Origin of the sequence: Aliivibrio sp. EL58, assembly GCF_900312675.1 — a bacterium.
Taxonomy (GTDB): Bacteria; Pseudomonadota; Gammaproteobacteria; order Enterobacterales; family Vibrionaceae; genus Aliivibrio.
The window spans coordinates 1-15,752 of sequence record NZ_OMPC01000003.1 but is presented as its reverse complement, the minus strand read 5'-3'; the positions used below and the strand labels follow the sequence as shown (position 1 = coordinate 15,752).

Genomic DNA, 15,752 nt, shown 5'->3' with positions numbered 1-15,752 from the left:
GTTATAATGTTAATAAATGGTTTAGTTATAATACAATGAAAGTTGTATCAGTAGCAGACTCAAGTAAGTCACCTGATAAGATTTCAATTGAGAGAATATCATCAAACAACTTTGCCTTATGTTTAAATATAAATCAGAAACAAAAACTTCCTCTATCAATTGAAAGTAAAAAACGTCCTGAATCGAAATGGATTGGCTCTAAAATGAAAGGCTATACGAGTCAAGTTGACTTTAATGACTGTTATAGAATATCAACAGATTTTATTAAAATCCTTAGAGGAGGGGCTTTTTTAAAAATAGATAACACCTATTACTTACGGTATTCCTTAAAAGGTTTTAGTAGCATATTTGATAGTAAGTTTAACTCTTAAATGGTGAGCGCACCTAACAAATGCATCAACACGATTTACTACACTCGGCATCTCAGGTTGTCGGGTGTTTCTCGTTTTAAGGCGTCAATTTTAAGTATAATTGCATAGTAGTAAACGTGTTATGCAGGCGTTATGTGCTTCGAGGTAATATGAAAAAAGTTCTTCTTCTAATTATATTGATGTCACTTCCTGTATTTGCAGCTAGTGATAAGTTTTGGGACCGTCAGTTTTTCAAAACAATTGGTTATTCAGATCTTGTTACTCAAGACAATCGAGAAACCATTAAACCAATTTTTCGGAAAATTGATGGGAAACTTGATTCAAGAGAATGGAGTGATCAGGAAAAGTTAAATGTATTAGTTAACGTAATTGCATTTTATTTGGCTGAAATCGCCTCAGAACAAGACCTGTCTTTTGAGGTTACATTAACGAAATTCAAGAATGGACAGTTAAATTCAAATATTGCAGCCATGTACGCTGATGAAAGTACAGCAAATATTGTTAATCAAGAAATTTTAAAAGTCGTTAGTCAGCGAAAAGATGAAGTTATTCAAGGTCAAATAAGCAAACAAGAAAGACTCAATCTTTTCAAATGCATTATCGATAACATGAAAGATTTACCAGAAAACATGAAGGATATGGTTGCGTCTTATTGCAAAATGAAGCAAAAGGGCTAGTACGCACATAACAAATGCATCAACACGATTTGCTACACTCGGCGTTGTCAGTTTGCCTTTAGTTTCAGTGATTAAGGCAGTAAAATTCAGTTAGGTCTGTATAGTAGCAAACGTGTTATGCAGGCGTTACACGAACTCTAAGATCGCAGTTTTTTGGCTCAGTTCAGCGATTGAGCCATTAGTTTTTTAGGTGTGAAAGTAGGGTGGATTTCCTTTTTCTTTGTTGCCTTTTAGCTTTCATTTCATCAGGTTTGGCAATTGACCATTATTGCCAAAAGTTCATGGATTTCAGAAACTAATTCACGCTTCAATTGTTCATGGTTTTGCCTCATTTTATCCTGAATCAGTGTTTTCCTCGTAGTATTCTCAATCCCAATTGTGGTGAGGATATTTGGTTTATTAGCTCAAAACAGGCTGAAACCAAATCGTACAAATGGTGTAAGAAAAAGGGATTGTTTCGTATCACAGTTATTGCCGTTGGTAGGATATTTTGCTCGCTTAATTGAGCCAGTCTAATTAAACTCAGTTTACAGTAAATCTTGGTAAATCAATTCTTTACCAATTAAAGCGAAGCGTTGACAAAGATCGTGTAACAAATGCATCAACACGATTTGCTACACTCGGCGTTGTCAGTTTGCCTTTAGTTTCAGTGATTAAGGCGTTAAAATTCAGTTTGGCCTGTATCGTAGCAAACGTGTTATGCAGGCGTTATAAATTTTTAAGGTTGGGTGGTAAATTTGAAATTTAAAATTGTTTTGGTTCTTAGTGTGTTATTACTATGCCTTCCTATAATTTTTTATATATATAATTTTGGTCTAGGTATATGGCAAGAACATTCTGATTGGGCTGTTATGGGAAGTGCTTTGGGAGGTATCTATACTCCAATATTAGCGATATTAACTTTAGCTGTTCTTATCAAACAACTTCAACTTCAGGTGCAAGTAAAAAATTACGAACAACGAGAAATGTCACGAAGATTAGTTTTTGAAATGGTAGAAAAATTTGCCACAAAAATTAGTGAAATGGCAGATGATACACAAGTAGAATATTTATATGCATTATCTGAATTACCTAAAAATGAGCTTCAAGCTGCAAGTTTAAAATCTGAACTGATGGATATTATGACTCTATGGGTATCAATTAGAGCATATATTATAAATTATAATAAAATTGAACCTGATTTGAGTATTGATTTACGTTCTATTCCGATATTACACTTAACTTTTAGAGTATGTTATGACATAGATAAAGCTTATATGATACATCTTTCAAAGAGTTCAGATGAACCGTTTCTTTATCAAATGTAGTGTATATTTATAACAATCGCATCAACACGATTTGCTACATTCGGCATTGTAGGTTTCTTTGGTTTTATCGTATTAAGTGGTAAATTTAGGCTTGGTTTGCATGGTAGCAAACGTGTTATGCAGGCGTTATACCGTAATCGAACGTAGTTAACTGAAATCTGTGAATTAACGTGCTAATCTAGCCTTCTTTATCATTTTTAGTAAGTAGTGATTCGATGTCAGAACATTTTGAAGGTAAGTTTGAAGTAGAATTGAAATATAGGCTGAAGTCTAAATCTCAGTTTTTAACTATATTGAATTCAATGACGTATGAAGTCATGCTTGAAGATAACTTAGAATCTGATTGTTACTTTGATACTCCTGAACAAGTACTTTTGGCTGAAAATAAAAGTCTTTGCATTCGTGAAATGGAACCGTCTGGAATTAAACTTTGGATAGTTAAAGGGCCAGAGGCTGACCGTTGTGAAGCAACGAATATCACCGATGCCAATAAAGCGAAAAATATGCTTAATACAATGGGCTATGATGTTGTTTTAGCCATGAAGAAAACGCGTAGTATTTACTTTGTTGGTGAATTTCATATTACTGTCGATACTCTTAATGGGTTAGGTGATTTTGCTGAATTTGCGATTATGACTGACGATGAGAGCTTACTTGAAAGTTATCGGTCTGAACTGATTATTTTAACAAGTAAGTTTGGTCTGAGTTCTACGGACTTAGAACATCGTTCATACCGAAAAATGTACTCAGAAAGTCTTACGGTATAACAAATGCATCAACACGATTTGCTACATTCGGCATTCTAGGTTTCTTTGAGTTTACCGTGTTAAGTGATAAATTTGAGCTTAATCTGCATGGTAGCAAACGTGTTATGCAGGCGTTATACGAATTAAGGGAAGTAATGAGCATTTTAATTTATTTGGACCAAAATACACTAAGCGATTTACGTCAACGTAAAATTGATGAGACTGATAATAGAGAGTTTACATTGTTGAAACTTGCTCTCAAATCTCCTGATGTGACCGTCGTATATTCTCATGTTACATTGTCTGAAATACATCAAATCTCATCAGAACAGTATAGAGATGAACATATTAGGTTGTTAGATGAATTGAGTGCTCAATACATAGAACCATTATCTAGAAATTTGAACAATCAAGCTGCTAGTGATATTTGGGTAGCATACTTAGATAACATTGAATCGAATAAAAAAATGGGAATATCTGACTTAATGGATGTTAGTCAATTATCATCCAGAAAAATGGCAGGTTTACCAATTGAAGATAGCTTTGATGCTATAAATGAAAAAATGAAATTGGCATTGGACGACCTTATTTCTAACTGCGAACAACAATTAGCATCAATAGATGTAAATACTTTGGATGAACCATCAAAAGAAAACTATCTAAATATGACATTACAGCTTCCTAAACTTAAAGAGAAAAGTGCTGCTTTGGAAGCTCCAAAAGTGGACAGTTCACATATTCTCGGTCCTAAGTCATTTAGAGATATACCAGAACTTAAAGCCCTAGAAATTACAAAACTGCCTGTAGCCGAAGTTGTAAAAGCAATTGAATCTACTTTTAGCAATGAAAATAGTAACTTTAATTGGAGGGACTATTTTGATGATACACCTCAAAATGCTGTAGCTAGGGCTTATAGTTTAATGAATTGGGCTGGTTATTATGCTGATGACTTTGATAAAGTTAAAAAGCGTAGTGATAGGTTTAATGCATCAAACAATGATATGCAGCATGCTGTTTGCGCAATAGGAGTCAACTTTTTGTTATCACGTGACAATGCATTTTTAAAAAAAGCGGAAGCTTGCTACGCATACATAAATCAAGGGTTAATTGTTTGCTCACCAGAGTATTTTTTGAGTAATCACTGTAAATTCGTATAACAAATGCATCAACACGATTTACTACATTCGGCATTGTAGGTTTGTCTTTGGTTTTTGTGTTTATGGCGGTAAAATTCAGTTTAATCTGCATAGTAGTAAACGTGTTATGCAGGCGTTATGGCACCGGTTATTAAAAAGGTTTGGTGGTTAAATGAAAAAAATAATGGCAGCTTGTTCTTCAGAAATTAGTGTGGTTATTGATGTATTTTCAATGATTAAAAAAGCTAAATTTGATTTCCAACAATTTAGAGTTAAAAGTTTTTTAACTGGTGTGCAATTAAATACTGAGAGAATGACGGAAAAAGAAAGAGTTGAGTTTAAAAATAAATGTTTAAGTGAAGCAGGACAAAAATTAGCTGCTGATTTTGCCTTAGCAGTAACTGAGACACCAAGTGAAATTATATTAGGAGCTTATGCATTACTTTTTTCATCTGATCCTGACTTTTCATTTACAGATGCACAGATTGAGCGCTTTGTATTATGCACTAAAGGTTTAAGTGACCGAAAAATAAAGCTTTTTATGAAACTATGTGCCTTGAAGCCGATTGATTGTGAATTAGTTTATCCTTTATATGCTATTGGAAGTCATAATTACACTGAGGTTAATTTAGACTTCGAGGTCGATGAAATTAATGCATATGCCCAAGAGTTCTTCAATCGTGGTTTATTATTACAGGATCCTCAAGTTGACTTTGGTGTTAGCTACATGGCAGATGTCCCATCAAAAGACTCGTGGTTAATTAGGTTTGGTATTAGTGATACGTTAAAGAGGTATTCTTCATTACTAAATAAAGTAGAATATCTGCTCAATGAGTAGTGCCATAACAATCGCATCAACACGATTTGCTACATTCGGCATTCTAGGTTTTCTTTGAGTTTACCGTATTGAGTGGTAAATTTGAGCTTGAACTGTATGGTAGCAAACGTGTTATGCAGGCGTTAGCTGAACTGCGAAATAATAAGGTAGAGTCATAATTAATGTATAAATTTCTATTGAGTATATTGTTTTTAACTATAGGTTTTTCTTGTGGTATATGGATTGGTGCCTTTTATGAGGTTAAGCCGGCTTTAGGCGTTATTGCTATCTCTGATTTAGTGTCATTAACCTTTACTATCCTTGGTGGTTCCGGTGGATTTATTGCGGCAATTATTGCGTTATATGCATGGTCAAAGTGGAAAGTTCAACATCAGCAAGGGCAGTATTATGTAACAAAAATAGAAATGTTGAAATTATTAAATATTTTAGAATTACAAGCAAGTAATATGGTTTCAATGCGTGCTAACCCATCGGATCAAAAATTTGAAAGTTGCCGCGCTGAATTAATTGATATATTAGGTAAGATATATATCGAAACGACATTAATTCAAAATATAGAAAAAAGTCTTCCATCGGAAGAGCGACTGGATATAAGTCAACTTCAATTTCTTCAAGAGATTTCAGCTGATTTGTTGAATTTAAAACTATGGCCTGAAACAGATACAATTAACTACTTATCTATATCTTCATCTACTAGTTGGAAGTATGAGCGTTCAAAAAAATGGTTTGAATCATTGCCATTCAGACCATCAGGAGTAGGTTTACGTTGTATAGATGTTTCAATCATCAGAGATGGAATAAAAGAAGTTTTAAATAAATCTAGCGAGCAATTGATACGCACAATTTGAGTAAGGTTCAGCTAACAAATGCATCAACACGATTTGCTACATTCGGCGTTTTAGGTTTCTTTGAGTTTACCGTATTAAGTGGTAAATTTAGGCTTGATCTGCACGGTAGCAAACGTGTTATGCAGGCGTTATGTGAAAATTATGGTAAGTATTATGAACGTTGAAGAAAAAGAAATTGATGGGCAACTTGTTACAGTTTTAGCTCCTGTAACTGATATAAAAGTTATTAGTAAGAAATGTGTTGTATCGTATTGTGACGCTTCAGGTGATTACCAAGAACAAGGATTTAGTAAAATTAGTTTTGCGAGATCTTTTAGTTGTTGGTTATCTGAACAATGTAATTAATTTAAAAGGTAAATACCTTTACACTGAGAGAGCAATTAAGTGGGCCAGAATTTTAATATTGTTTTTGAGCGAGATAAAAATAGGTGTGTGTATTGTGGTAAAGATTTATTAAGTGACTTTGAATCATTCATGTCAGCAGAAGAAGACCATTTAATACCAAAATCTAAAGGTGGTTCTGATTTACCATCAAACATAGTTACGTCTTGCAATGTATGTAATCGACTTAAACATAATTTCGTGGCAGAAGGCTTTGAAAATATGGATATATCTCAGATTATAGATTCAGCTCGAACGCATATTATGAAAAAACGAGCAGAAAAATTGAAAGACTTCATGAGTTGGACCATATATGACCAGAAACAATATTTCACATAACAAATGCATCAACACGATTTACTACACTCGGCATTCTAGGTTTCTTTGAGTTTACCGTTTTAAGTGGTAAGTTTGGGCTTAATCTGCATGGTAGCAAACGTGTTATGCAGGCGTTATAACGCAGGGTGGATATGGATAGAATCATCACATTAATTGAGAAAGATGAATTGAGGGTAAAGGCGCTTGATTGTGTTCGACAACTCAATTTACCTCATTGTTATTTAGCCGCTGGTTTCGTCCGAAATTTGGTGTGGGATCATTTGCATCAGAAATCAGCATCAACGCCTTTGAATGACGTTGACGTTATTTATTTCGATGAGACTGAATTTAATCCTGAAAACTACAAACTAATCGAATCTCAGCTTTCTGTATTGATGCCAGAATTGAATTGGGAAGTGCGTAATCAAGCAATCATGCACAAACGAAATGGTGATAAACCGTATTTAAATATTATCGACGCAATGAGTTATTGGCCAGAAAAAGAAACAGCGGTAGCCATACGAAAATTAGGCAATGGAAAATATGAATGTATTTCTGCTTTTGGCTTTGAATCGTTGTTCAATTTGCAGGTTACGCATAATCCGAAACGTTCTTTAGAAATCTTCAGTGACCGTGTAACGTCGAAAGGTTGGCTGAGTCATTGGTCTAAATTGAGGACTGCGTTATAACAAATGCATCAACACGATTTGCTACACTCGGCGTTGTCAGTTTGTCTTTAGTTTCAGTGATTAAGGCAGTAAAATTCAGCTAAGTCTGTATAGTAGCAAACGTGTTATGCAGGCGTTATGTTTATCCAATAAATTGAGGTACTTATGAAAGTAAGGTTAATGGAACAGTCTGATTTAAATGATACAGCAGAAATACATAAATTAGCTTTCGTAAGACAAAAACAATCTTATGAATGGTTGGTGTGTAATTTCAATGCTTTCCCACGAGTCTTGTGTTTTGTCGCTGAAGATAGCAATGGGATTATTGGGTATATTATTTGGACTCAAAAAAGTGGTTTTCGTCCTGAAGTCGTGATGGAAATTGAACAATTAGCTGTTTCTCCTAATCACCAAAGAAAAGGTATAGGACGTGGCTTAATCATGAATTCTTTACCATTAGTAAAAGCTAAGTTGGCAGAGAATGACTCAGTACTAAAACATATTTTTGTTACAACGAGAGCTGATAATTTTGCTCAAGAATTGTATAAATCAACATTAGGCGCAGAAGTGGAAGCAACGATTACTAATCTATATTCTGCGGATGAAATATTAATGATTGCACGCAACGTTAGTTAATAAACATAACAAATGCATCAACACGATTTGCTACATTCGGCGTTGTCAGTTTGCCTTTAGTTTCAGTGATTAAGGCAGTAAAATTCAGTTAAGTCTGTATCGTAGCAAACGTGTTATGCAGGCGTTGTGCGTACTGAGTCCGAAATTTTTTTGCACGGTTCATCAAAAGGATCGCGGCTTTCGTAGTTTCGGCTTAGTAAGCGTAAATTTCTTCTTTGTTGCCTTTTAGTTTTCGTATTATCAGGTTCGGCAAATTAGCCCTTATTTTCCTAAGTTCAAGCGTTTCAGAAGCTAATTTACGCTTCAATTGTTCTTTGTTTATGCCTCATTTTATTCTGCATCAGTGTTTCCTCTCTGCATTTTCAATCCCAGTTGTGGCAAGGATATTTGGTTTATCAGTTCCAAATCTGCTGAAACCAAGTCGTTCAAATGGTGTGAAAATTGTATCTGTTTTCCATTTACTTTATCTCGCAATTTAAGAACATTTTGTTCGCTTAATTACTACCAGTAAATTAGAATCAAGGCTTAGAAAATCTTGGCAGGGCAGTTCTTTACCAAGTTGACCAAGCCGAAAGTAAGCACGCACAACAATCGCATCAACACGATTTATTACATTCGGCGTTCTGGGTTTGTCTTTAGTTTTGTGATTAAGGCGGTTAATTCAGATTGGTTTGCATAGTAATAAACGTGTTATGCCAGCGTTATATGCAAAAATGAGTTTATGAGCTAAATAAGGTAGAATTCTACTTTTGAACTGTAGTGAGCCACAAATGAATAAGCCCATCGAACAAAGAATTGGTAACATCGCCTTAGTTGTTGAAAATTATGATGATGCAATTGAATTTTATACTAAAAAACTTCAATTTGAGCTTATCGAAGATACGGATTTAGGCGGTGGTAAGCGTTGGGTTCAAATATCTCCACCTAATTCCACGGGTACAAATTTACTATTGGCTCAAGCAAGTAATGATGACCAATTAAAATCAGTTGGCAATCAAGCTGGCGGTCGTGTTTTCTTATTTCTTCAAACCAATGACTTCTGGCGTGACTATGAGTTTATGAAAGCTCAAGGTGTAGAATTTACTGAAGAGCCACGTGTTGAAGAATACGGCACAGTTGTTGTATTTAAAGACTTATACGGTACAAAATGGGACTTATTGCAATTAAATCAAGCTGACTAAGTCTGTAGCATATAACAAATGCATCAACACGATTTGCTACATTCGGCATTCTAGATTTCTTTTGGTTTACCGTGTTAAGTGGTAAATTTAAACTTAATTTGCATAGTAGCAAACGTGTTATGCAGGCGTTATATGCAAAAATGAGTTTATGAGCCAAATAGGGTAGAATTCAATTTTTGAGCTGTAGTGAGTCACGAATGAATAAGCCTATCGAACAAAGAATTGGTAATATCGCCTTAGTTGTTGAAAATTATGATGATGCAATTGAGTTTTATACTAAAAAACTTCAATTTGAGCTTATCGAAGATACGGATTTAGGCGACGGTAAGCGTTGGGTTCAAATATCTCCACCTAATTCAAGGGGTACAAATTTACTATTGGCTCAAGCAAGTAATGAAGAGCAATTAAAATCAGTTGGTAATCAAGCGGGTGGTCGTGTTTTCTTATTTCTTCAAACCAATGACTTCTGGCGTGACTATGAGTTGATGAAAGCTCAAGGTGTCGAATTTACTGAAGAGCCTCGTATTGAAGAGTACGGTACAGTTGTTGTATTTAAAGATTTATACGGTACAAAATGGGACTTATTGCAGCTAAATCAAGCTAACTAAGTTTGTAAGCATATAACAAATGCATCAACACGATTTACTACACTCGGCATCTCAGGTTGTCGGGTGTTTCTCGTTTTAAGGCGTCAATTTTAAGTATAATTGCTTGGTAGTAAACGTGTTATGCAGGCGTTACACGAACTCAAAGATTGCAGTTTTTTAGCTCAGTTCAGTGATTGAGCCGTTAGTTTTTTAGGCGTGAAAGTAGGGTGGATTTCCTTTTTCTTTGTTGCCTTTTAGCTTTCATTTCATCAGGTTCGGCAATTGACCATTATTGCCAAAAGTTCATGGGTTTCAGAAACTAATTCACGCTTCAATTGTTCTTTGGTGTTGCCTCATTTTATCCTGTATCTGTGCTTTACTCGCAGCATTATCAATCCCAATTGTGGCAAGGATATTTGATTTATCAGTTCCAAACTTGCTGAAGCCAAACCGTTCAAATGGTGTAAGAAAAAGGATTGTTTCGTTTCACAGTTATTGCCGTTGAAGTGATATTTTGCTCGCTTAATTGAGTCAGTCTAATTAAAATCGTTTAATAACAAATCTTGGTAAATCAGTTCTTTACCAATTAAAGCGAAGCGTTGACAAAGATCGTGTAACAAAGCAATCAACACGATGCTAATTACACTCGGCGTTTGTGGTTTGGAGTGTAATTGGTTTGGAAAGTCAGTCGTTCGCACGTGTTATTGCGGCGTTATGCATTTCTTTTAATTTAAACAGTACTGTATAATGGTCATGTAAAGTCTCTTTGTAGAGTCTTAATTTTTAAGGTAAATATAAAATGAAATTGAAATTTACAGCAATTAGCATCCTTGCGTCTGTTGTAATGCTTTCTGGTTGTCAAACAACAGGAAATAGCGCGGATAAACTTTATAATCAATATCGCGGGAAAGCTAATAATAAAGCTTTTTCTATTGGTACGAACAATGTAGCAGGTGCAGCTTGGTCAGCGTCAACTGAAGCAGAAGCAATGAGGTTGGCACAGAAAACATGTATTGATTCTGGTGGCTTCAATTGCAATGTGACAGAAGTGAACGGGATTGCGATATCAAATAAATCGGTTCAAGATATTCAAGCGAATAACTCTACAGTTAACAACTATAATATTATATCTCAGGGTGTAAATTATAAGCCAAACCTTCTTGTTGAATCTTCTGGTTTCTTTGTTAACAAGGACTATATTCTTACTACAAGTGATGCGGTTGATTCTTGTTCTAAAATAAATTACGAGCGATCTGGACGTCTATTTGAAACGACAGTTGTTCGTGTTGATAAAGCTAATAATCTTGCAGTATTAAAGTCCCTTACACCAAACAAATCTTATGCAAGTATTAGATTCAAGAAACAAACAACTCAAGGTGAAAGAACTTATACATACGGTTATGACAGAACTGATATGGTTAATGCTAAAACGCCTACATACCAAGGAAAAATAACAGATGGTATTATCAGCTCTGCATCAGGTTCTAATAACGATGTTAGATTTATGAAAGTAACAAATGAAGTTAATAAAGGTAATGTAGGAGGCCCAGTACTTGCTGAAAATGGTGATGTAATAGGTATTATTTCTAATGCAAATAAACAAGCAATTAAATCTTCAATGTTTACTATTTTCTTAAATGAGTTAGATATTGATTATAAAGTGATCAAAAAAGCAAAGTCTATATCTCCTGCTAAAATTGCTGAATCAAGCCAAAAAATAACGATTCCTTTAGTTTGTTTAAATGAAGTATAACTACCGAAATGCATAACAAATGCATCAACACGATTTACTACACTCGGCATCTCAGGTTGCCGGGTGTTTCTCGTTTTAAGGCGTCAATGTTAAGTATAATTGTATAGTAGTAAACGTGTTATGCAGGCGTTATGTTTTAATTCAAAATAGTATGATAAATCATTGATCTACAAATAATATGGTGTATTATATTTTGGCTTTTAATAATTGTTTTATAATTGATTAAAAGGTGCTGAACAGGCTGTCAAACCTACTCAATAAGCTTATTGAGCAGAATGACAGCAATACATGGATAAGTGTCTTCATAGATGCCTCCAGAGTTATTGTTATAGTGATAGCATAATTTATATTTAACATGACGCGGCTTTTGACGGCTGTAATGGCCAGTTAATCCGAGGATGCGTTTAGAATTGCCGCTGTTCTAGCTTCCTCGGTTTTGCTCTTGGAGTAAAAATGAAAATTCTAACTACAGATTGGTTCCGCCCGCGAACTTATCTACACTTTGACCTTCCGATTAATATAAAAAAAGCACCAAAAATTGTGACGAATCCTGATGCTGTATCTAAACATGCATTTTATCCGTTAATTCATTATGTAATTGAAATTAATAAAATTGGCAAAGATCCAATTAGTAAAAAAGTAATCGCTTTACCTCCTAAGCTCCGTCCAATTTCTTATCCCGCACACCTTGATAGCCATATATATTCATACTATTCAAAAATATTAACTCATTATTATGAAGGTAAGCTCAAAGAACATGGATTAAGTGATTCTATTTTAGCTTTTCGTTCACTTGGAAAAAGTAATATTGATTTTGCATTAGATGCTTTTAATGAGGTGAAAAAAGTAGGTGAATGTAGTGCTGTTGCTTTAGATGTGACTAAATTCTTTGATACGTTAGACCATGAAGTTTTAAAAAATGAATGGTGTCGCTTACTTAAAGTACAAAAGCTTCCAAAAGATCATTATAATGTTTTTAAATCAATTACTAAGCATGCTCATGTAAAGAAAGTTGATTTGTATAAGCTATTGGGAATATCGCTAAATTATCATAATCATGGCAAGCGTAGAGTGTGCGAACCTCAAGAGTTTCGCGAGCAAGTCAGGGCTAATAAGCTTATTGAAACGAATTCTTTCAAATTTGGTATTCCTCAAGGAACACCATTAAGTGCAATGTTGTCGAATATATATATGTTCGAATTTGATCTAAAAATGAAGCAATTCGTTGATGAACATAATGGAAAATATTTTCGTTATTGTGATGATATGCTATTTATTGTTCCAACTGAGGTTAGAGCAAAAGTTGAGCAATTTGCTGTAAATCAAATTAAAGGCTTAAAACTGTCGGTTAATCAGAAAAAAACAGAAATCCGAACATTTTCACGTGTTGGTGAAAAATTAAAGGCTGATAGTCACTTACAATATTTAGGTTTTATGTTTGATGGAGAAGATATGTTTATTCGTTCATCTTCTTTGGCTAGGTATTCAGAAAGAATGCGTCGAGGGATCCGGTTAGCGAAAAAGACGATGATTAAATATAATTCAATTCGTTATGAAAAAGGATTACCAGAAAGGGAATTGTTTAAGCGTAAATTATATAGTAGGTATACCCATTTAGGTAAAAGAAATTTCATAACTTACGGTATAAGAGCTGCTAATAAAATGGAAAGTGAATCAATTCGTCGACAATTAAAGCCATTATTTAAACGTTTCAATGACGAGTTAAATAAAACATAACAAATGCATCAACACGATTTGCTACATTCGGCGTTGTCAGTTTGTCTTTAGTTTCAGTGATTAAGGCAGTAAAATTCAGCTAAGCCTGTATCGTAGCAAACGTGTTATGCAGGCGTTACACGAACTCTAAGATTGCAGTTTTTTTGGCTCAGTTCAGCGATTGAGCCGTTAGTTTTTTAGGTGTGAAAGTAGGTGGTTTCCTTCTTCTTTGTACCCTTTTAGTTTCCATTTCATCAGGTTCGGCAATTTACTATTATTGCCAAAAGTTCATGGATTTCAGAAACCAATTCACGCTTCAATTGTTCGTGGTTTTGCCTCATTTCAGTTTGCATTAGTGTTTTGCTCGCAGCATTTTCAATCCCAATTGTTGTTGGGATATTTGGTTTATCAGCTCAAAACTGGCTGAAACCAAATCGTACAAATGGTGTAAGAAAAAGGGATTGTTTCGTTTCACAGTTATTGCCGTTGAAATGATATTTTGCTCGCTTAATTGAGCAAGTCTAATTAAACTCAGTTTACAGTAAATCTTGGTAAATCAATTCTTTACCAAGTTAATAGAAGCGTTGACAAAGATCGTGTAACAAAGCAATCAACACGATGTTAATTACACTCGGCGTTTGTGGTTTAAAGTATAATTGGTTTGGAAAGTCAGTCGTTCGCACGTGTTATTGCGGCGTTATAAGCATAGAATCATCTCATAGGATAAATTATGAAAGAACCTTGGAAAAAAGATACAAATGAACGTTATTTAGATATGGTGAAATCCGTAGTTAATTTATCCTCAGCTTCATTATTATTACCAGTTTTCTTCGCAAGGAACTTTATTGATATCCCTAAAGAGACTCCATTGATTTCAGTTTTTGGATGTAGCATTTATATAGCATGGATATTATTGGGTTTGTCTATTCTTAGTGGTTTATTTTATCAATACCTATCTGCGAAATGGTTAAGAATTGCTTGGGGCAAACCAGCAGGTATTTTATGGTCGAAGAATACTCCTGAATCAATAGTTGAAAATACTATGGAGTGGTGTTTATGGATCTGTGTTGCCTATTTCATGTTAGGAATTGGGGCAACGTTATATTTCTTTATTAGCTATAGTGTTGGCTAAATATGAATTGCTTATAACAAATGCATCAACACGATTTGCTACATTCGGCATTCTAGGTTTCTTTGAGTTTACCGTATTAAGTGGTAAATTTGAGCTTAATCTGCATGGTAGCAAACGTGTTATGCAGGCGTTACACGAACTCTAAGATCGCAGTTTTTCGGCTCAGTTCAGTGATTGAGCCGTTAGTTTTTTAGGCGTTAAAGTAGGGTGGATTTCCTTTTTCTTTGTTGCCTTTTAATATTCGTTTTATCAGGTTCGGCAATTGACTATTATTGCCAAAAATTCATGGGTTTCAGAAACCAATTCAGGCTTCAATTGTTCATGGTTTTGCCTCATTTTATCCTGCGTCAGTGTTTTCCTCGCAGTATTTTTAATCCCAATTGTGGCAAGGGTATTTGGTTTATCAGCTTAAAACTTGCTGAAACCAGATCGTACAAATGGCGTAAGAAAAAGGGATTGTTTCATCTCGCAGTTTTTGCCGCTGATTGGATATTTTGCTCGCTTAATTGAGCCAGCCTAATTAAACTCAGTTTACAGTAAATCTCGGTAAATCAATTCTTTACCAAGTTAATAGAAGCGTTGACAAAGATCGTGTAACAAATGCATCAACACGATTTGCTACATTCGGCATTCTAGGTTTCTTTGGTTTTACCGTGTTAAGTGGTAAATTTGAGCTTAATCTGCATGATAGCAAACGTGTTATGCAGGCGTTATACGATAATTGATAGTCTAAATTTATACATATTTAATAAATAACCTGTCTGATTTCACAGTTGGTAGAGTGCGGTTAAAGTAATAAGCTATGTTTGCTCCTTATTCTGTGTTGCTGTAGACAGGCGTTGCAGCTTTGGGACTCAATTCTAGCCATTGAGTCCCTTTTTTTGGGGAGATGGTATAGAATACTTTCATTCTAAAGGTTTTAACTAAGGTTAAATATTTTATTAGTTTGTACCTAGATAGAGCTTCATAAGTTTAATCTTTCTAATTCATTGTAATTTAATACAAAATTTGTAACGCAGTTTTTAAGCAAAGTAGAACTCGTATAACAAATGCATCAACACGATTTGCTACATTCGGCATTCTAGTTTTCTTTGAGTTTACCGTGTTAAGTGGTAAATTTAGGCTTAATCTGCATGGTAGCAAACGTGTTATGCAGGCGTTATAACGCAGGGTGGATATGGATAGAATCATCACATTAATTGAGAAAGATGAATTGAGGGTAAAGGCGCTTGATTGTGTTCGACAACTCAATTTACCTCATTGTTATTTAGCCGCTGGTTTCGTCCGAAATTTGGTGTGGGATCATTTGCATCAGAAATCAGCATCAACGCCTTTGAATGACGTTGACGTTATTTATTTCGATGAGACTGAATTTAATCCTGAAAACTACAAACTAATCGAATCTCAGCTTTCTGTATTGATGCCAGAATTGAATTGGGAAGTGCGTAATCAAGCAA

General features: G+C 34.7%; 17 protein-coding genes. All 17 read left to right on the top strand.

Translation table 11 applies throughout. The features are described from left to right. The coding region (locus tag ED622_RS05555) for a hypothetical protein (RefSeq protein ID WP_216822077.1) at window positions 1–371 on the top strand (371 nt) is incomplete at its 5' end. A gap of 149 nt (window positions 372–520) precedes the next feature. After that, the gene (locus ED622_RS05550; protein WP_102559035.1) at window positions 521–1,048 is read left to right on the top strand and encodes a hypothetical protein; all 528 of its coding nucleotides are present in this window, start codon (window positions 521–523) and stop codon (window positions 1,046–1,048) included. 737 nt (window positions 1,049–1,785) lie between these two features. Further along, entirely contained in the window at window positions 1,786–2,355 is a 570-nt protein-coding gene (locus tag ED622_RS05540) for a hypothetical protein (protein ID WP_122032953.1), read from the top strand. A gap of 215 nt (window positions 2,356–2,570) precedes the next feature. Further along, a complete protein-coding gene (cyaB, locus tag ED622_RS05535; RefSeq protein WP_122032952.1) occupies window positions 2,571–3,122 on the top strand; it encodes a class IV adenylate cyclase in 552 nt (183 codons plus the stop codon). Window positions 3,123–3,256: 134 nt separating this feature from the next. Then, window positions 3,257–4,258, top strand: a complete 1,002-nt coding sequence (locus ED622_RS05530; protein ID WP_122032955.1) for a hypothetical protein — start codon at window positions 3,257–3,259, stop codon at window positions 4,256–4,258. A 151-nt stretch (window positions 4,259–4,409) separates the two neighbouring features. Further along, complete coding sequence (locus tag ED622_RS05525; protein ID WP_122032951.1) at window positions 4,410–5,075, top strand: hypothetical protein; 666 nt, start codon at window positions 4,410–4,412, stop codon at window positions 5,073–5,075. Window positions 5,076–5,236: 161 nt separating this feature from the next. Continuing rightward, on the top strand, window positions 5,237–5,923 hold the full coding sequence (locus tag ED622_RS05520) for a hypothetical protein (protein ID WP_122032950.1): 687 nt from the start codon (window positions 5,237–5,239) through the stop codon (window positions 5,921–5,923). A gap of 153 nt (window positions 5,924–6,076) precedes the next feature. Next, on the top strand, window positions 6,077–6,268 hold the full coding sequence (locus ED622_RS05515) for a hypothetical protein (protein ID WP_122032949.1): 192 nt from the start codon (window positions 6,077–6,079) through the stop codon (window positions 6,266–6,268). A 39-nt stretch (window positions 6,269–6,307) separates the two neighbouring features. Further along, window positions 6,308–6,643: an HNH endonuclease gene (locus tag ED622_RS05510; protein WP_122032948.1), complete on the top strand. Its 336-nt coding sequence runs from the start codon at window positions 6,308–6,310 to the stop codon at window positions 6,641–6,643. 131 nt (window positions 6,644–6,774) lie between these two features. Next, entirely contained in the window at window positions 6,775–7,311 is a 537-nt protein-coding gene (locus ED622_RS05505; protein WP_122032947.1) for a nucleotidyltransferase family protein, read from the top strand. Window positions 7,312–7,470: 159 nt separating this feature from the next. Further along, window positions 7,471–7,926 carry a GNAT family N-acetyltransferase gene (locus ED622_RS05500; RefSeq protein WP_216822076.1) on the top strand — a complete coding sequence of 152 codons (456 nt, stop codon included), beginning with the start codon at window positions 7,471–7,473 and terminating at the stop codon, window positions 7,924–7,926. Window positions 7,927–8,696: 770 nt separating this feature from the next. Further along, window positions 8,697–9,107, top strand: coding sequence for a VOC family protein (locus ED622_RS05495; RefSeq protein ID WP_122032945.1), 411 nt, complete (start codon window positions 8,697–8,699; stop codon window positions 9,105–9,107). Between the two features lie 197 nt (window positions 9,108–9,304). Further along, the gene (locus ED622_RS05490) at window positions 9,305–9,715 is read left to right on the top strand and encodes a VOC family protein (protein ID WP_122032944.1); all 411 of its coding nucleotides are present in this window, start codon (window positions 9,305–9,307) and stop codon (window positions 9,713–9,715) included. Window positions 9,716–10,493: 778 nt separating this feature from the next. Beyond that, a complete protein-coding gene (locus tag ED622_RS05480) occupies window positions 10,494–11,447 on the top strand; it encodes a serine protease (RefSeq protein ID WP_122032943.1) in 954 nt (317 codons plus the stop codon). A gap of 453 nt (window positions 11,448–11,900) precedes the next feature. Continuing rightward, the gene (drt2, locus tag ED622_RS05475) at window positions 11,901–13,184 is read left to right on the top strand and encodes an antiviral reverse transcriptase Drt2 (protein WP_122032942.1); all 1,284 of its coding nucleotides are present in this window, start codon (window positions 11,901–11,903) and stop codon (window positions 13,182–13,184) included. 709 nt (window positions 13,185–13,893) lie between these two features. Next, on the top strand, window positions 13,894–14,295 hold the full coding sequence (locus ED622_RS05465) for a hypothetical protein (RefSeq protein WP_122032941.1): 402 nt from the start codon (window positions 13,894–13,896) through the stop codon (window positions 14,293–14,295). Window positions 14,296–15,472: 1,177 nt separating this feature from the next. Continuing rightward, the coding region (locus ED622_RS05455; RefSeq protein WP_162922468.1) for a nucleotidyltransferase family protein at window positions 15,473–15,752 on the top strand (280 nt) is incomplete at its 3' end.